This is a genomic window from Pseudoalteromonas sp. Cn5-37 (genome assembly GCF_021532495.1).
GTDB lineage: Bacteria > Pseudomonadota > Gammaproteobacteria > Enterobacterales > Alteromonadaceae > Pseudoalteromonas > Pseudoalteromonas simplex.
Window position 1 is genome coordinate 33,145 of the sequence record NZ_JAKGBA010000012.1, and the last position, 17,012, is coordinate 50,156.

At 41.0% G+C, this 17,012-nt stretch carries 16 protein-coding genes; 10 read left to right on the forward strand and 6 right to left on the reverse strand.

Annotation, left to right across the window (positions count from 1 at the left end):
* Positions 1-2: 2 nt before the first annotated feature.
* The 3 genes from L1266_RS14135 (at position 3) to L1266_RS14145 (ending at position 2,262) form a co-directional block, all read left to right on the forward strand.
* Complete coding sequence (locus L1266_RS14135; RefSeq protein WP_235377749.1) at positions 3-713, forward strand: HAD-IA family hydrolase; 711 nt, start codon at positions 3-5, stop codon at positions 711-713.
* A gap of 67 nt (positions 714-780) precedes the next feature.
* Positions 781-1,893 (forward strand): retropepsin-like aspartic protease, encoded by a 1,113-nt coding sequence (locus L1266_RS14140; RefSeq protein WP_138618764.1) that lies wholly within the window; start codon positions 781-783, stop codon positions 1,891-1,893.
* 9 nt (positions 1,894-1,902) lie between these two features.
* Positions 1,903-2,262, forward strand: coding sequence for a HopJ type III effector protein (locus L1266_RS14145; RefSeq protein WP_194442865.1), 360 nt, complete (start codon positions 1,903-1,905; stop codon positions 2,260-2,262).
* A gap of 14 nt (positions 2,263-2,276) precedes the next feature.
* On the opposite strand, the gene L1266_RS14150 is transcribed toward L1266_RS14145, so the two are convergent.
* Together L1266_RS14150 and L1266_RS14155 are read right to left on the reverse strand one after the other, a co-directional pair.
* Positions 2,277-2,684 (reverse strand): GNAT family N-acetyltransferase, encoded by a 408-nt coding sequence (locus L1266_RS14150; RefSeq protein ID WP_235377750.1) that lies wholly within the window; start codon positions 2,682-2,684, stop codon positions 2,277-2,279.
* 27 nt (positions 2,685-2,711) lie between these two features.
* A complete protein-coding gene (locus L1266_RS14155; RefSeq protein WP_138618770.1) occupies positions 2,712-3,017 on the reverse strand; it encodes a DUF6482 family protein in 306 nt (101 codons plus the stop codon).
* A gap of 80 nt (positions 3,018-3,097) precedes the next feature.
* Here L1266_RS14155 and L1266_RS14160 point away from each other — a divergent pair, with 80 nt between their 5' ends.
* The 3 genes from L1266_RS14160 to L1266_RS14170 all read left to right on the forward strand — a co-directional run bounded on the left by L1266_RS14160 (position 3,098) and on the right by L1266_RS14170 (position 5,442).
* The gene (locus L1266_RS14160; RefSeq protein ID WP_209328448.1) at positions 3,098-3,784 is read left to right on the forward strand and encodes a pseudouridine synthase; all 687 of its coding nucleotides are present in this window, start codon (positions 3,098-3,100) and stop codon (positions 3,782-3,784) included.
* A gap of 68 nt (positions 3,785-3,852) precedes the next feature.
* Complete coding sequence (locus L1266_RS14165) at positions 3,853-4,227, forward strand: BlaI/MecI/CopY family transcriptional regulator (protein ID WP_054554650.1); 375 nt, start codon at positions 3,853-3,855, stop codon at positions 4,225-4,227.
* Between the two features lie 9 nt (positions 4,228-4,236).
* Entirely contained in the window at positions 4,237-5,442 is a 1,206-nt protein-coding gene (locus L1266_RS14170) for a M56 family metallopeptidase (RefSeq protein ID WP_187491284.1), read from the forward strand.
* Between the two features lie 78 nt (positions 5,443-5,520).
* On the opposite strand, the gene L1266_RS14175 is transcribed toward L1266_RS14170, so the two are convergent.
* The gene (locus L1266_RS14175; protein WP_235377751.1) at positions 5,521-5,904 is read right to left on the reverse strand and encodes an MAPEG family protein; all 384 of its coding nucleotides are present in this window, start codon (positions 5,902-5,904) and stop codon (positions 5,521-5,523) included.
* Between the two features lie 495 nt (positions 5,905-6,399).
* Here L1266_RS14175 and L1266_RS14180 point away from each other — a divergent pair, with 495 nt between their 5' ends.
* On the forward strand, positions 6,400-7,278 hold the full coding sequence (locus tag L1266_RS14180; RefSeq protein WP_199529878.1) for a DMT family transporter: 879 nt from the start codon (positions 6,400-6,402) through the stop codon (positions 7,276-7,278).
* Positions 7,279-7,318: 40 nt separating this feature from the next.
* Here L1266_RS14180 and L1266_RS14185 read toward each other — a convergent pair whose 3' ends face one another.
* Positions 7,319-7,636, reverse strand: coding sequence for a DMT family transporter (locus tag L1266_RS14185; protein ID WP_054554646.1), 318 nt, complete (start codon positions 7,634-7,636; stop codon positions 7,319-7,321).
* Positions 7,636-9,168 carry a carbon-nitrogen hydrolase family protein gene (locus L1266_RS14190; protein WP_166341431.1) on the reverse strand — a complete coding sequence of 511 codons (1,533 nt, stop codon included), beginning with the start codon at positions 9,166-9,168 and terminating at the stop codon, positions 7,636-7,638. Before L1266_RS14190 ends, L1266_RS14185 begins: the two co-directional genes overlap by 1 nt.
* 243 nt (positions 9,169-9,411) lie before the next feature.
* Between L1266_RS14190 and L1266_RS14195 the strand changes: the two genes are divergently transcribed.
* Complete coding sequence (locus L1266_RS14195; RefSeq protein WP_194442860.1) at positions 9,412-10,503, forward strand: GGDEF domain-containing protein; 1,092 nt, start codon at positions 9,412-9,414, stop codon at positions 10,501-10,503.
* Here the strand turns inward: L1266_RS14195 and L1266_RS14200 are convergent.
* On the reverse strand, positions 10,500-12,782 hold the full coding sequence (locus L1266_RS14200; protein ID WP_235377752.1) for a penicillin acylase family protein: 2,283 nt from the start codon (positions 12,780-12,782) through the stop codon (positions 10,500-10,502). The genes L1266_RS14195 and L1266_RS14200 overlap by 4 nt on opposite strands.
* Positions 12,783-12,960: 178 nt before the next feature.
* On the opposite strand from L1266_RS14200, the gene L1266_RS14205 reads away from it, so the two are divergent.
* Together L1266_RS14205 and L1266_RS14210 are read left to right on the forward strand one after the other, a co-directional pair.
* On the forward strand, positions 12,961-16,326 hold the full coding sequence (locus tag L1266_RS14205; protein WP_235377753.1) for an ATP-binding protein: 3,366 nt from the start codon (positions 12,961-12,963) through the stop codon (positions 16,324-16,326).
* Between the two features lie 14 nt (positions 16,327-16,340).
* Positions 16,341-16,967, forward strand: coding sequence for a YceH family protein (locus L1266_RS14210; protein WP_235377754.1), 627 nt, complete (start codon positions 16,341-16,343; stop codon positions 16,965-16,967).
* The last annotated feature ends 45 nt before the right edge of the window (positions 16,968-17,012 follow it).

A 17,012-nucleotide genomic window follows, 5' to 3' on the forward strand; every position in this document is an offset into this window, starting at 1 on the left:
TTATGATCCGATTTAACCGTGCCCTATCGCCAGTTTCTGTTTTAAGTTTTGATTTAGACGACACACTTTACAACAACCATCCGATCATAAAGTCAGCCTTGCAAGCACAAGCTGATTACCTCGAAGCGCTAGAACAATGGCCCACCGATAGCATGAGCTACTGGTTAACATGCCGCGATAATGCTTTAAAACATGATGCAACTTTAATTGATGACGTTACACGCTGGCGACAAGCAGCATTACACTATGCCATGACCGATCTGGGTTTTTCAGCAGAGCAAGCTCAGTTGCATGCCGAAAATGCTTATCAGGCATTCGCTGATGCCCGCAGTCAAATAACCGTTACTGATGAAGTACTTGAATTACTTACTAATCTCAGTAAACACTACCGCCTCATCGCCATCACCAATGGTAATGTCGAAGTAGAAAAGTTTAACCTTAATGGTGTATTTGAGTTAGTTTTACAAGCAGGCCCACACGGAAAAGCGAAGCCGCATAGCGCCTTATTTGATAGCGCAGCCAAACACTTAAAGGTGCCTCACAAGGAAATTTTGCACATTGGCGATAGCCTAGATACTGATGTGCAAGGCGCCAATAATGCCGGCTGCCAAAGCGTTTGGCTTAATAACCAAGCAACGCAATATCGTTATCAAGGGTTAGCAGATATTGAAATAAGCAATATCATGGCGCTCAATCATTTAGTTAAAAAGTAACGACTTTAAAAAATGTGTTTTATGCTGAGTAAGTAAATAACAAAGATTAAATGATTGGGCAAAACGGATGAATGCTTTTCTTAAATTAATATTGCTATGCTCTCTTAGCTTAAACGGATACTTTATTTGGCAACTGTTTAACCCCGCGAAGCCAAAACAAATTGAGACTGTAGCAACCACTCCCATAGTCAAGAAAAGCGCGGTTTTACCAGCCCACTTTCAACAAGCTGTTGCGCTATTTAGCAACCAATTATTCGACAAAGCGGTGGCCGAGTACACCCAATTGCTTGTTAATGAACCTCACTATGCAAGGCAACTTAAACAAATTTGGCAACAACAACTTGAGACATGGCTTTCCCATCAAAAATTCACCTTAAGTGAGCAATTTTTAACGGCCTTTTTAAATAGTCACCCTTACGATGTCACCATGCTTGAACTTGAGGCAAAGCGTTTAATAGCACAAGGTGATACCCAACAAGGTATTATCAATTTACTGGCGCTTAGCAACCAGTTAGACAGCAATGATAAGCAACAACTTAACAAACAAATAGACGAGCTAAGCAAATCCTATATTGATGAACTTATTGCAACGCAACAATGGCAAGCCCTACTTAATATTAGTCAACAATGGCTTGATTACGCGCCTGGCAACGCGCATTACTTATATAACAATGCATTAGCTAACTACCATTTAGAAGATTATGTCGCGAGCCAAATAACCCTAGATCAACTACCCGAAGATCATGACTATAAACAACAGGCTGAGCAATTACATCAGTTGATTCAACAAGCCCTCGCAGGTGTTGAAATTATAAAATTAACTGCTCGAGGTTCGCACTATTTGGTGAACAGTATTATCAACGATGATATCGAAACCGAGCTGATGATCGACACCGGCGCTAGCTTTACTGTAATTAACCAAACATTATTAAACTCGCTTAACACCCCAGCCAATTACCTTGGCACCTTACAAGTAAACACAGCTAATGGAATTGTTGAAGCAGAGCGTTATCAGCTCGAGTCGTTTCAAGTCGGTCAACAACGTATTCGTAATTTTGAAGTGCTGGTAATAGAAAATCATGCCGGGTATGGTTTACTAGGTATGAACTTTTTAGAGAATTTTAAGTTTAATATCAATCAGCAAGTGAATGAGTTAGAGTTGATAAAGAACAATTTTTAAGGACAAGCAATGACTCTTAACGAATTTCTTTCGAAATTAGCAAGCACACCGCAGCAAATTGAGTTTACCGATACCATGGCGGTCATAGACAACAATTATGACTTTACCCCAAGTGGTTTTAACAATCATGGCCTGCTAAGCGCGGCAAATGAAAATAATGGCTCGTGTAAAATTTTTGCCTTTGCTAAGCTAAATCAACTGAGTAAACAAAACACCCTAGATTGCTTTGGCGCGTTTTATCATAATGACGTATTACACAATCCTGAAGGGCAAGACCATATGAACATTCGCACCTTTATGCTTGCCCCTGAAGCGACCCCTTTCTTAGGGATTACTTTTACCGAGCAAGACGTGCTAAAAGCGAAGTGAGTAAAAGCCAATAGTTAAAGGCTTTTTTCCATAAAATAACGGCAGCCGTCGAGTGGGTAGTTACGCATTTCATATTTAACTAGGTAGCCGTTGTTTTCGTAAAAGGGTTTAGCTTGGAAATCGAGCGTATCGAGTTGAGCAGTGCTTGCACCAAGTGCTTTAGCTTTGCTCTCTAATTCATTGAGTAATCGTGTCGCAAGTCCTTTACCACGCATATTGTCATCACACCAAAGCCAACTGATAAGCAGCCAATTGCCAAATACCTGACCATGAATACCAGCAACAACAGTGTTTTGCTTATTAACGAACTTAAAACCTAAAGGAGTACGCTCGGCATTAAAATGCGCGGCGTTGAAAGCCACAATATGTTCTCTTAGCTGGTTGTTGAGATCAGCTGAGTCATCACTTTTTAATTGATACATATACTCAGTATACGCTTATATCGTTAATCAGTATAAGTGGTTCTTGCCATAGGGTACTTCGAGCATGTTGCTGGCCAGCTTTTCGGGCTGACCGCACATTTCATCATAAGCACTGGTGTGGCGTAAAACCATATCGCCATAACTTAGGTGATCAAGGCGTTTTTGAATATGCAACGGGCTAATATCACGAATAAACTCACCTTGCTCATCAGTAACATAATACTCAACATTATTGATCATCACAGACACCTGATACAATGCCATTTCTAATGAATGAAGGATAACCTTTTGCAGTGGTTGGTGAGCTGCAAGCTCTGATAATTTGATAGGCATGTGCATTCCTCTTTGGTGGTGGAACTATTCATACGTGATTTTGATATACTGTGATCAAATTAATTGTACAAAAATCACTCATGCCAGAAAAAGTACGACTTGCTAAATTTATTGCCCATGCGGGTGTTTGCTCTCGAAAGCAAGCATCGCGCTTGATAGATCAAGGTGAGGTAACAGTAAATGGCCGTGCCGCAAATCATATAGATCATGTTGATGAGCACGATGATGTGATTGTACTTGGCGAAAAAATTTTAGCTAAGGCACCACTCACCTACTTTGCTTATCACAAGCCTGTTGGTATAGATTGCAAATTAAATGCTGATGACCCAACAAGCCTTATTCATAGCCTGCCTAAAACCACTCGCGTTTACCCAATTGGCCGGCTCGACAAAGACTCCCGAGGTTTGTTGATTTTGACCAATGACGGTGAGTTTTGTAATCAACTGATCCACCCTGATTACCACCAACCCAAACGCTATTTAGTCACCGTTGATAAGTCCCTTGATAGCGACTTTTGTAAAAAAATGGCGGGCGGTGTGCCTGTCGATAAGCAAATAACCCTCCCTTGCACGGTGACTCAAGTCAACGAAACGCAGTTTTGCATTGTCTTAAAACAAGGTTTAAATCGGCAAATACGAAAAATGGCACGTTTTTGTGGCTACAAAGTCATCGACCTTTACCGCACAGATATCGCAAAACTGTCACTCACCACGCTGAATTTGCCCGAAGGACAGATAGTCAGTATCAAAAAAAGTGACATTCTCTAACAAAAAAGTTTGCATTAATTGATTACACGTGTAATCTTAAATTAAAGATTACATCTGTAGGCATAAAAATGATTGAACTTTCTAAAGCTGAATTCGAAGTATTAGATGCAGTATGGCTTGGCTACCCAGCCACAGCTAGTGAAGTAATTGCGCGTTTAAGTGACGATAAAGAATGGCACGAAAAAACCATTAAAACGCTACTAAGCCGTTTAGTTAAAAAAGGCGCTCTTAGCTTCGAGAAACAAGGCCGCCAATATAACTACACCCCTTGCATCGCCCGTGAAGAATACACATTAAAAGAAAGCCAAAGCTTTATTGAACGCTTTTTTAATGGCCGTATTGCGCCACTGGTGAGTGGCTTTGCTAAATCAGAGCAACTCTCGCAACATGATATTGATGAGCTGAAAAAGGTCATTGATGATTGGGAAAAACAGCAAAAATAAGGCGTTGTTATGTTAGATGTATTTTTTAATTGGCTGTTAGATCAACAACTTTTGATCTCATCTGCAATTATGTTTTTATTGCTGTTAGAGCGAAAGTTACTAAGCCAGCTATCGGCACGCTTGGTTTATACACTGTGGGCGCTTTTACCAATTAGTTTATTGTTAGCGAACCTACCAGAGCACTTAAAGCCAATTCAAAACGACTTTATCAGTAAGCTGACTATCACGCCAAACACAGCAATAATGCCGCAGTTTACGCTCACTTGGTTTGCTATTTATGGCTTTATTAGTGCCGCACTGCTGATCACTGCCGTATATTTTCATTACCGTTTTCTAGCAAAACTGCAGTTAGCGCCAATTACGCTTGATCATCACAGCAATCAAAGTATGCGCTTATACCAAAGCAACCAAGTGAGCTCACCTATGGTTGTAGGGGTTTTAAATACCAAGCTAGTGCTGCCTACAAACTATCAAAGTCACTACGATAACCATGCTTTAGCGCTTATTTTAGAGCATGAATCAGTGCACATTAAACGCAAAGACAACCTAATTAATGCCATCGCTTTAAGTGCCACTATTTTGTTGTGGTTTAACCCTGTCGCTTGGCTTGGTTATGCAAGTCTGCGCCGTATTCAAGAGCTTTCATGTGATGAGCAAGTACTCAAAAATAAATCAACAGAACAACGAATTTTATACAGTAAGGCATTAGTGCACTGTGCAAGCTTTAGCAGAACAGGCTTAATGGCTTATTCACAATACGGAGATAAAAACACCATGTTACAACGTCTAAATCAAATAAAGCAGATCGACAACAGCTCATTTATCGCAAAAACAGCGTTAGTTATTTTTACAGCGGGCATGCTTAGCAGCTTTGCCATTGCAAAACAGCCGATGTCAGTTGAAAAGACAAAAGACTATCAAGCGGTTATGCGTGTAGAGCCGATATACCCTATTCAAGCTGCAGAGCAAGGTATTAGCGGTTCAGTCGTTTTGAAATACGATATTTTACCAAGCGGCGCCACCAGCAATGTAAGTGTGGTAAGTGCAGAGCCTGAAGGTGTTTTCAATCGAGAAGCGAAAAGAGCCTTAAAAAAATGGCAGTATGCGCCGTCTGAATCCGGCTTTAAAAACGCATTAGTACAACTCGATTTCGCCTTAGACGAAAACTACCAAGCAAAGGATTTAATAGAGAAAATTAAAGTTAGCTCTAAGTAAAAGCAATCACTTAAGACCCTAAAGCAAGCGCCTTATTTAAGCCGCTTGCTTTGTGGTTTTTGACTACTAGCTCTATCGCTAAAGACAAAGAGCAATCATAGCCACAGCACAAACATAGCCAACAAGCCAAACTAATGAACGTAAAATATCCTGGTTTATGTAGTAGAAAATACAATACAACACACGGGCAATAACATGCACAATCGCAAGGGTCTCAGTTACCTGATAAACATTCTTGCTACCCATCACAACTGCTAGCGCTACTGCAAAAATAATCAGCGATTCAAAGCTATTTTGATGTGCTGCCAACGCACGAGCACCAAAGCCGGTTAGTTTAGCTTGTTGTTCGCGTGGGTGCTTATTGTCGTAGCCTGACAACTTATTTTGTGCAAAAGCCACAGGCGCTTTGGCCAAATAGGGGATGAGTACTGCGATGAGTGCGCAGATAATCAGTATGGTCATGATATTTCCTTATTTTTTAACTGTTTTAGCTTACCCTAACGCAAACAAAAAAAAGCCGCTACATATAACAGCAGCGGCCAGCAATAGCATCATTGTCACTATAGTCTAAAGTCAGCATAAAAGCCCTGCGGCATATTGTCACAGCTGAGTTTTTCTCAAGTTGGTCGATAAGCTGATGCTCTAACACTTTGGTTTTGTTACTATATACCCGAGCCTCCTCAAGATGCAGAATTCAGCGTTTCACAGGAGCTTAATATCAAGGCGGTACTTTGCAAGAATGGCAGTCCCTTTTAAGAAGTAACAACGATGAGAGTAAGTGCCTGTGAAGCGCCCAAAGGGTTGGTTTAAAAGCGATTTATACTGCGTTATTGATTTTAACAATAGAACCACTATTACTTGCAATCAATGCCTTGCCTAAATCGCTTTTAATTCCAACTGAAACTCACATCTTGAGGTGGCTTGGGTATAAATACTCCTCATTAATTTATTTTCAATATGACTTGGATTTTCTTAACTATTTTTGCGGCATTTATGCAGTCGTGGCGCAACGCTTTGCAAAGCAAACTCAGTGCAACAGTGAGTGTTGCCGGGGTAACGCTTGCTCGCTTTATCGTTGCCAGCCCAATTGCTGCCCTGTATTTATTTGCACTTTATCAATATCAAGACGCCGCACTTCCTGACTTTAATCTGGCTTTTATTGGCTACATTGTTGGCGCCAGTATCGTCCAAATTGTTGCCACAGGTTTAATGGTAAAGCTGTTTAAAATGAATAACTTTGCAGTCGGTGCAGGGCTTGCTAAAAGTGAAGCGCTAATGGCGGCCATTTTAGGTGTCATGTTCTTTGGCTCAGCACTGTCGTTACTGGGCTGGGTTGGCGTATTTATTGGTGCAATTGCGGTACTGCTATTAAGTGGCATCGCGAATGTTAAACACTTTAATTTGGGCACCGCACTGCTTGGGCTTGCTTGCGGCACTTCTTTTGCTCTCTCTTCATCATGGATCCGTGAAGCAAGTTTAAGTTCAGGGCTGACTTTTCCGCACTCTGCAGCTTGGGTGTTAGTGCTGATAATCAGTTTACAAACACTGATGCTATGCGTGTATATTACATTCAAAGAGCGCGATACTTTTAAGAAAATGTGGCAACACAAAGGCACCACGACCGCTGTTAGTATTTGTAGCTGTTTAGGTTCTATTGGTTGGTTTAGCGCCATGAGCTTGCAGCATGTTGCTTATGTAAAAACACTGGGGCAGATAGAAGTATTCTTTACCATTATGGTATCGATTCTTTGGTTAAAACAGCCGTTAAAACGCCAAGACACGGCGGGGCTTGTGTTAATTGCACTGGCTGCCATTCTTGTAATGCTACCCAATTAGGCTTATTCCTAGTCATTAAAAAAGCGGCTATGCCGCTTTTTTAATGACTAATCTTTAGGGTTATTACACCACTAATTATCAACAGTACTCCAGCAATGCGGCCAAAAGTGGCGGCATCCCCATAAAATAAAATACCAACCAAGAAAGTGCCAGCAGCACCAATACCTGTCCATACTGCATAGGATGTCCCCATCGGAATATCCTTTTGCGCCAACCACAACATAAAGCCACTAGCGACCATAAAGGCGACGGCTATTGCAATGCCTAACCAGCGACTGTCTGCCTGTTGAGACATCTTAAGGCCTACAGGCCAGCCAATTTCTAACAGACCTGCGACAATTAAATACAACCACGCCATTATTGATCTCGCTTTTTCAAAATTACATCATATAAATCTTCACGGCGGTCTTTTAAGTTTCTTACCGTACCTTCACTGTGAAGGATTTTCAGTTTATCCATATCTAAATCACTGAATAACAACATTTCGGTATTCGGTGTTGCTTCATTCAAGGTTGCATCATGCGGGAACGAAAAGTCAGAAGGGGTAAGCACTGCTGATTGCGAATACTGTACATCTAAGCTTTCTACTTCAGGTAAGTTCCCAACCGAGCCTGCAATCACAACATAACATTCATTTTCGATTGCACGTGCTTGCGCACAATGGCGTACACGTAAGTAACTATTTTTTGTATCTGTCCAAAATGGCACAAACAAAATATCTAACCCTTGTTTAGCGAGAATACGCGACAATTCAGGAAACTCTACATCGTAACAAATTTGAATACCGACACGACCCGCATCGGTTTCAAATACAGCAATTTTATCACCGCCTTGGATCACCCAGTCATTTTGCTCGTGAGGGGTAATATGAATTTTACGCTGCTCATCAATTTTACCGCTACGGTGGCATAAATAGCTAACATTATAAATCTTGTCGTCTTCAGCGAGTGGCATAGAACCGGTGATAATATTGGCATTATATTCAACCGCCATGCGTGACATCGCATCACGGAAGGTTTCTGTGTATTCGGCCAAATAGCGAATCGCTTCAGTTTGATTACTTTGCTCGGTAAGACCCATTAACGGGGCATTGAAAAACTCCGGAAACAGAATAAAGTCACTTTTATAGTCTGATACTGTATCAACAAAATACTCCACCTGCTTGAGCAGCTCTTCAACAGACTCAACACAACGCATTTGCCATTGTACGGCACCGACACGGACAATTGATTTGGTCGACTCAAGTACCGTATCAGTCGGCTCAAACATAATATTATTCCACTCTAGTAAAGTGGCATAACCAACTGACTCCTGATCTTCAGGAAGGTATTTTTTAAGTAAACGTTTAACTTGGAAATCATTAGATAGCTGAAAGCTTAAAATCGGATCATACAGCTCTTTGTGGTCAACTTTTTCGATGTACTCCATCGGAGACATCTCTGCACTGTGATTGTAATAGCGCGGAATACGTCCACCCGCTAAAATAGCGCGCAAGTTATACTGACGGCACAGCTCTTTACGCGCATCGTATAAGCGACGACCCAGTCGCATCCCTCGGTGAGTTGATGAAATCACCACATCTAAACCATAAAGTGCATCACCTTCAGGATCACTAAATACACGGTCGTGACCATCAACAATATCTTCGTAGGTATGTGGGTTAGAAAAGCGCGCGTAATCAACCTGTACACTCAAGGCGATGCCTACTAAAACACCATCGTCTACAATGCCTATTTGCCCTTCCGGAAACTGGTCTATTAGCCTAAAAATAGTATGGCTTGGCCAAGCACCTCCAAGCCCTGGGTAAGCTTGATCCATGAGGGTCTTTATTTGTGGGTACTGTTCTTTAGTTAGATTACAAATCTCTAAATGCGTTTTTTCCGCCGGCATAACTACTCCTTTTTAGGCACGAAAATATTATCAAGGCAAACGGCAAGCCGATATCAATGATGGTTTGATTAGAGTGGCATTAATTCACAGTCCTGCCAAGCTTAAAGCTTAGCAAAAACGAAGTGAACTAGTGTTTAACCCGATTAAATTAAATGAATTAAAGAAACAGAAATCTCTTTAATTCTTCACAGCCTAAATTTTAATCTATACTAGTTTTTACACCTAGCTGTCTAAGAGGTCCGGTTGCTAAAACATCTCTTAAAACAACCTAAGCAATCAGAGTTACAAGAAATAGAGCATGTTAAGTTTCTTATTATTTTGAAGATTGCTTACTTTGCACTCGCAGTCCACGTTGTGCTAATTCCCGTTTTCGCTCACATTGGTGCAGTTACTTTGGCAATAGTAAATGTTCTAAGTGTGTGTGCATGGGCTGGGGGAATTTTTCTAATCAAACAAGGTTTAACCTCCTTAGCTCTTCGTGTGTTTTGTCTTGAAGTTGTTATTCACTCAACCATTGTTTGTGCAATGCTTGGCTTAGATGCAGGATTTCAATTTTATCTATGGACTGTGTCTTGCCTGTTAATGATCGACTATCAACTAACTCTAAAGCGAGCTTCTTTGTATAGCGTGTTAATGATCATTGCTTTTGCATTGTTGTATGTGTTTTTTTCAAATACAAACTACCCTTTTGCTTACTCTGAGCTGCTTCCCCATATTAAAATAATTAATATAATTATTGCTGGCTTACCTATGATTTATGGCATGGGCTTTATTAGAGAGATTACTCTTTCACAACGACTAGAGTTAACGGAAATGGCAGCCCGGGATCCTCTTACAAAACTTTTCAATCGCCGCTTTGCTAAAAAGCTAATTATGAATGCACGCAAAAGTTGCATAAATAATAACAGCCCTCTTTGCATGGCCATGGCAGACATCGATCAGTTTAAAAGAATCAATGATAATTACGGGCATGATAAAGGTGATACTATTTTAGTGAATATTTCACGACTCATCAGTGAATTCATGAGCGAGGATGATATTGCAGTTCGTTGGGGCGGAGAAGAGTTTTTACTAATACTTACTCAATCTAATGAACGCCAAGCCTTTGCAAAAATTGAAGCTTTGCGTACAAAAATAGCAGCATTGGAAGCTCACCCTGACTGTCCGGATTTAAAAGTAACTATGAGCTTTGGTTTAATTGAATGGCAACCCCTTACTCCCATAGAAAAAATGCTGCAGTATGCAGATTCAGCGCTGTATGAGAGCAAGCACTCTGGCCGTAATAAGACCACGATAGTGCATGCTCAAAGTACATTTTTTGAAAATGAAGATTAATTAATTGCCTCAATAGTAATGCTATGTGCAATCTCTTGCGGCAATAATGGCGTTAAACCATTACTGACATAATCGTTAAACCCGGCACGATAAAATTCTGACAATGGATGCCCAGATTGCCCACCCGGAATAGCCATAATCGCTTTATCTAAATGCCCTGGTTGAACAATAAAGCGCTGCGAAGCACCAAAACTACGCCCTTGTACTGAAGGCATAAAGGTATCACCAAACCCAGGCGCCGTAGGCATATTCAATAAGCTTTTAAGTACCGGTATTTGCTTGGCAAATGGGTGCTCAATCACTAACTCGTTGACCTTACCCCACTCCCAGCTGTGCGGGTTGTTACCGTACTGCTCGGTTAGTTTAGTGATAACGCGATCAAATGCAGCTAGCATTTGCTGATTCCAGTTTGCATACTCTGGGTTTAACCATGCTTCAGGCTGCGCTTCGATAAGTTGCCAAACAGCAGGCTCTAAGTCTCGTTTTACTGGTTTTAAGCTGCTGTCGAGGGCTTTTAGCTTATTCTCTAATGGACTAAATAAACCATTAATTACTTCACTGCGGTAACGCTTTACTAAGGTATAACCAATTGAATCGCTACAAGCACACGCCTGCCAATTATTTAGCTCTTTTAAATACAGCGCATATTTATCGCCTGCGTTGCTGAGCTGTTTGACCAGCAGTTTATGCCAAGCTGTTAAGAATCGAGCTTCATTATCATGTTGTAAGTCATAAAAATCTTGTTCGTTGAACTGTTGCTTTTCAAATAATCGATCGCGAATTTGTGCCGAGCGAGCCCCCATGGCATAAGCACCATTACCAAAGCGCTGGTCATCCTCTGCGGAAACAACGCGTGAGTTGCCCGTCCATAATCGGCCACTGTCTGGGTTTTTAACAAATGGACGCAGCGTTTCGTTTTCATGCCACGCTGCAGGATACGCTTGCTCAGCCACCGCTAATTGATGGGGCTCTTTACGGGCTGGAACGGCTCCCATATTCTTCCAAGCGGCGTTCCCTTGATCATCAACAACCATTAAATTTTGGACAGGAATACCCACCTCAGCCGCAAGCGCTAGTGCATCATCAACCGTACTTGCTTGCTCAAGCTTAAGTAATTCCATATCAACCGCATACTCATGGTGAGCAACCCAACTTAGTGCGTATGGTTTGCCATTAATTTCTTTTACTGGGCCATATTCACTCATGGTTAAAGCATAATTTTCAATGCTGCCGTCATTGAGTAAGATGGGTTCATCTATCTGCCACGTTTTCTCTTTACTCTCAAGGGCTATCCAATCGGCTGTATCTAAATAACCATTGGTGAACCCCCACGCTATTTTATTATTGGTACCAACTACAATTGCTGGAGCGCCAGGTAAAGACACACCGGTGATTTGCTGCATTTCACCATTGAGTGGATAATTGAGCTGGGCACGGTACCAAATGATTGGTACTGCAAATGATAAGTGCATATCGTCTGACAACATTGCAGCACCAGTTTCAGTTAACTGCCCAGTAACTGCCCAGTTATTACTACCAAGCTCCTTGCGCTCTGCAATCTCAGTCATAGCCCATTGAGCGTCTTTGAGATTTGGAATACCGCCGTTATAAGGTGCTAATAGGCTGTTATCGAGCGCCGCTTGATAAAGGCTAGGCTGAGTAATAAAGTCGACCATCGCCTTACCGTAGAGATCTTCGATTTCGATCAGTGTTTTGTCGCGTTCAAAGGTAGCCGTTTGCAAATCTAAATACATACTAAAAATGATTAGTAAGCTGTCTTCACTTTGCCAAGGTTTTGCTTCAGCGCCAGTCAGTAAATATTCAAAACTATCAAAACCTACTTGCGCATGACCCTCATTAACCCCATTCGCGTAAGCTTTTAATAGCGCTTTATCTTTTGCTGGTAACTGCGCAACAGCAATCTGACTACGTTTGCGTAACTGATGAAAACGCATTTTTTTATCAAGCCCAACAGCAGCTTTACCAAATAATTCACTAAGCTCACCTGCGGCATTACGGCGCAGTAAATCCATTTGAAAGAATCGGTCCTGACCATGCGCAAAACCAAGAGCATAGGCTGCATCTAAACGGTTTTCGGCATGAATAACAGCCAGCCCTAAAGTGTCTCGTTCAATCTTCACTGATTGCGAAATAGCGTCGCTTTTACCCCGGCCATCAAGAGCCGGTAAACTTAGATTTAATACACCATAAACAAGCCCTGTTGCGAGTAACACCACAACGAACAAACCTATTAATAACCATTTGATTATCTTGAACATGCCATTTACCCTTGCGCTAAAGTAACACTGTATTAACCTGCTATATTAACCTGAGTTTTGTGAAAAAATAGTGTTGCTATCCAAATATTTAAATTTAGTTTTCTTGATTAGCTGATGATTGTTAATTGCCTCAGAAATTGTCTATAGTAGGGAAATAGTTTAGAAATCAATCTTTCTCATGCCATTAGCAACTGAAACCGATAATAAAAAACTGCAAAAACTAAAGTTAGCCTTTTGGTTTTCACTTGCGCTAGTTATTGTAATTGGCTTAATCATCGATCAATTAAACTATAGCCGAGAAAAAGATGCATTCCGTGCTCAGGAGATTGCGCGAGTTAGCGCTTACCGTGCAAAGTTAGAGGCGACTCTAATCTCTAATATTCAACTTGTTCGCGGCCTTGCCGTCGCAGTTGCTGCTGAGCCAAATTTAAATCAAAGCCGCTTTTCTCAAATTGCCACGCCATTATTCGAAACCTCTTCAGAATTAAGAAATATCGGCGCTGCACCAAACATGATCATTCAGATGACTTACCCACTAAAAGGAAATGAGAAATCAATTGGTCTCAATTTTCTAGAAAACGCCGCGCAGCGAGACGATGCAATTAAGGCGCGCGATGAAAACAAAATTGTCATGGCAGGCCCCTTAGAACTAGTACAAGGCGGTCAAGCCTTAATAGCTCGCATGCCTATTTTTACACCACCAGAGCAGCACTTTTGGGGATTACTTTCTGTCGTACTCGATATTGATAAAGTTTATAACAATTCGGGGCTTCTAGCTTTAAATAAGCACTACGACATAGCGTTACAGGGTCGCAACGGGTTAGGTGCTGAGGGGGAATTTTTCTACGGAAATAGCGCTATTTTAAATGACACACCACTTAATTTTGGCATTAATTTCCCTGGCGGGAATTGGCGTATGTATGCTGTTCCGAAAGCAGGTTGGCATCCACCAAAATCAGCCATTTGGCCGTTACGTATCGCCATAATTATCGTATGTATATTATTTGCGGGTGCTTGTGTGTTCTTTTTAAAAATGCTCGAGCGCCAATACAAAAGCGAGCGAATGCTCGAAACAATGAGTAGCCTAGCAAAAGTAGGTGCGTGGTCATTTAACCTCGAGACCAAAGCTGTTTATTGGTCAGATATGACTAAACAAATCTTTAAGTTGCCACTCAATAAACAACCACAATGGCCAACCAATCTCGACTATTTTAAACCCGGTTACAGCCGTGACAAAATTCGTCACTTAATCGAAAAAGCGATAAAAGAAGGTGAAAGCTTTGAAACTCAAGTCCAAATAATCACAGTATCAGGCGAAGCTATCTGGGTTTTAGCGCATGGCGAATCTGAATATAAGAATGGCCGCTGCATCAAACTATTTGGATCATTACAAAACATAGATGCTCGCAAACGTGTTGAGCTTGAAAACAATAAAATTGCCTTGCACAACGAAATACTTGCCTCATTAACTGTTCACGAAGCCGTCTTAACGGGTAATTTAAACTTATCTAAGCATGTAATTGTAAAAGCGATATGCCAAGCACTAGAGGTTGATCGAGCAAGCATTTGGTTATTTAGCGAAGACCGACAAACGCTTAACTCGTTTGCTAGTCATGATCAAAATCAATCGCGTTTTAGTCGGGCAGTGTCGTTACAGCAAATAGAACACCCTAACTATTTTGATGCCATTAACAATAACGCCGTTATAAATGCGAGTGATGCATATCACCACCCGTTTACCAAGGAGTTAGCTAGCAATTATTTTGATCGCGCTGATATTCGCTCCATGCTTACTGCAATCATTCCGACTGGGAGTAAAAGTATGGGAGTGGTGTGCGCAGAGAACAGCGCATCAAGACGACATTGGAGTAAAAACGAGGAAAACTTTTTAATTGCAGTTGCGGCACTTATTGGTAGCTTACATGCAAGCCAACAGCGTATAGAAACTGAACATCAGCTAGTTCAAGCGAAAAATGCAGCAGAACAAGCAGTAAAAATAAAAGGTGAATTTTTAGCAAGTATGAGCCATGAAATCCGCACCCCGATGAATGGGGTTATTGGCATGCTTAATATCATTAAACAAACAAAATTAGATAAACAACAAAGCCATCATCTTGAATTGGCACAGTCATCAGCAGAGTCATTGCTGCATATTATCAATGATATTTTAGACTTTTCAAAAATTGAAGCTGGTAAGCTCGATATCGAAAACGTGAGTTTTAATATATCTAAACTTCTAGGCGATACCATTGAATCATTTGCTATAAAAGCAGAGCAAAACAATACCAAACTGTTACTAGATGCAACTCATATCAAACGTGAATTTATCATAAGCGACCCAAATCGTATTAGGCAAATCATCAATAACCTAATAGGTAATGCAGTTAAATTCACAAAAGACGGTGAGATAGTCGTGATAGCCAAACTTGAAACTACTGATAACGAGTTATATCTGAATTGCTCTGTTGTTGATAATGGCTTAGGCATAAAACCAGAAAAACAAGCAACTCTTTTTGATTCTTTTACTCAAGCTGATGCTTCAACTACCCGGCAATATGGCGGCACAGGCCTTGGTCTTGCCATTGTTAAACAGCTTTGTACTCTAATGGGCGGCGATGTAAATGTTGTCAGTTCTTATGGAGAAGGCAGCACGTTCAATTTCTCAATTAAAGTAAAATTTGACTACCAAAAGCAGCTGCATGAGCCAAGTCACTTAATTGATAAAAAACGTATTTTAATTGCTGACAACTGCAAGCTCAGTAGCAGCATTACTAAAAAACAATTGCAATTATGGGGAGCAAAAGTTGAAGTTATTGGCAATATGCCAAGCTTGATTAACCGTGCGGCCCACTCTCAAGAGCCACCTTGCGATGCAGTTTTTATAGATTACCAACTCTATATGCAAGCAGAACAATCAGAGCAACGAGCGTTCCAAAAATATTATAATAACAATGCATGTAAATGTATTTTAATGGCACCTATGAGCCTAACTGAAGAGCAATCTAAACAAACTTTAGAAGCGCAAAGTATTATATTTAAACCTTTAACCCCTTCAGACTTATTTAACTCTTTGGCTAACGAAAAGTATATTGAGCAACAACAAGTAAATAAAGAACAAAGCATCGCTAAAATTTCCATGCCAGCTTCGAGTACATCATCTCGCGTCTTATTAGTCGAAGATAATAAAGTTAACCAAGTGGTTGCTGGCGCCTTACTCAAACAAGCAGGTATTAGTTTTGATATTGCTGAAAATGGTCTTGAGGCAATAACAAAACTAGCAAATAATGAGAATGCCCCTTACGAACTAGTGCTAATGGACTGCCAAATGCCAGAAATGGACGGCTATCAAGCAACAAAGGCAATAAGATTAGGAAAAGCTGGCGAAGCACATCAGAAAGTCAATATTGTTGCACTAACTGCCAATGCAATGCAGGGTGACAAAGAACGCTGTTTAGATGCTGGCATGGATGATTATTTAACAAAACCCCTTAACTTTGACTCATTAAATAAAAAATTAGCAATTTGGCTAAGTGCAGCACATTAAAGAGAAATAAAATCATGCAATTATCATCGATACAACAACGCGTTATTGGCTGTTTACTCGAAAAGCAAAGTACAACACCCGAACATTATCCGTTATCTTTAAACTCCCTCACTAATGCATGTAATCAAAAATCTAACCGTGAACCGGTACTGTCTCTCACTGAAGCGCAAGTACAAGATACCCTAGATGAGCTTATTGCATCACGCTTAGTAACTCTTGATGAAGGGTTATCAGGGCGGGTTAATAAATATGCTCACCGCTTTTGTAATACCGAATTTGGCAGTTTGCAATTTACTGAGCAGCAACGCGCCATTATTTGTTTACTGCTGCTACGCGGCCCACAAACACCGGGAGAACTAAGAACGCGCAGCAACCGCCTCGCTGAGTTTAGCAATGTCAATGAAGTTGAAGCCGCATTAAATGCACTCATTGAGCAAGAACATGTTGCACGCTTAGCACGAGAGCCAGGCAAACGAGAGAGCCGCTATATGCACTTATTTGTTGACCCAGACAGCATCACTGAGGATATGGCTGCTAGTGAGCCGATGCAGGATAACAACGGTGAAGTGCAACAATTACTGAGCGAAATCGAAGATCTTAAGCAGCAAGTCAACGAAATAAAAGCGCATTTAGGTCTTTAATAAAAACCGCGCCCATAACATAATGTAAAAAACGCTGACAACCAC

Bases quoted from the DNA above. Each gene is read 5' to 3' on its own strand.
- L1266_RS14210 (WP_235377754.1), top strand. From the start codon at position 16,341: ATGCAATTATCATCGATACAACAACGCGTTATTGGCTGTTTACTCGAA.
- L1266_RS14185 (WP_054554646.1), bottom strand. From the start codon at position 7,636: ATGGCGTGGTTGTATTTAATTGTCGCAGGTCTGTTAGAAATTGGCTGG.
- L1266_RS14165 (WP_054554650.1), top strand. From the start codon at position 3,853: ATGATTGAACTTTCTAAAGCTGAATTCGAAGTATTAGATGCAGTATGG.
- L1266_RS14190 (WP_166341431.1), bottom strand. From the start codon at position 9,168: ATGCCGGCGGAAAAAACGCATTTAGAGATTTGTAATCTAACTAAAGAA.
- L1266_RS14170 (WP_187491284.1), top strand. From the start codon at position 4,237: ATGTTAGATGTATTTTTTAATTGGCTGTTAGATCAACAACTTTTGATC.
- L1266_RS14140 (WP_138618764.1), top strand. From the start codon at position 781: ATGAATGCTTTTCTTAAATTAATATTGCTATGCTCTCTTAGCTTAAAC.
- L1266_RS14180 (WP_199529878.1), top strand. From the start codon at position 6,400: ATGACTTGGATTTTCTTAACTATTTTTGCGGCATTTATGCAGTCGTGG.
- L1266_RS14205 (WP_235377753.1), top strand. From the start codon at position 12,961: ATGCCATTAGCAACTGAAACCGATAATAAAAAACTGCAAAAACTAAAG.
- L1266_RS14200 (WP_235377752.1), bottom strand. From the start codon at position 12,782: ATGTTCAAGATAATCAAATGGTTATTAATAGGTTTGTTCGTTGTGGTG.
- L1266_RS14135 (WP_235377749.1), top strand. From the start codon at position 3: ATGATCCGATTTAACCGTGCCCTATCGCCAGTTTCTGTTTTAAGTTTT.
- L1266_RS14160 (WP_209328448.1), top strand. From the start codon at position 3,098: ATGCCAGAAAAAGTACGACTTGCTAAATTTATTGCCCATGCGGGTGTT.
- L1266_RS14175 (WP_235377751.1), bottom strand. From the start codon at position 5,904: ATGACCATACTGATTATCTGCGCACTCATCGCAGTACTCATCCCCTAT.
- L1266_RS14150 (WP_235377750.1), bottom strand. From the start codon at position 2,684: ATGTATCAATTAAAAAGTGATGACTCAGCTGATCTCAACAACCAGCTA.
- L1266_RS14145 (WP_194442865.1), top strand. From the start codon at position 1,903: ATGACTCTTAACGAATTTCTTTCGAAATTAGCAAGCACACCGCAGCAA.
- L1266_RS14155 (WP_138618770.1), bottom strand. From the start codon at position 3,017: ATGCCTATCAAATTATCAGAGCTTGCAGCTCACCAACCACTGCAAAAG.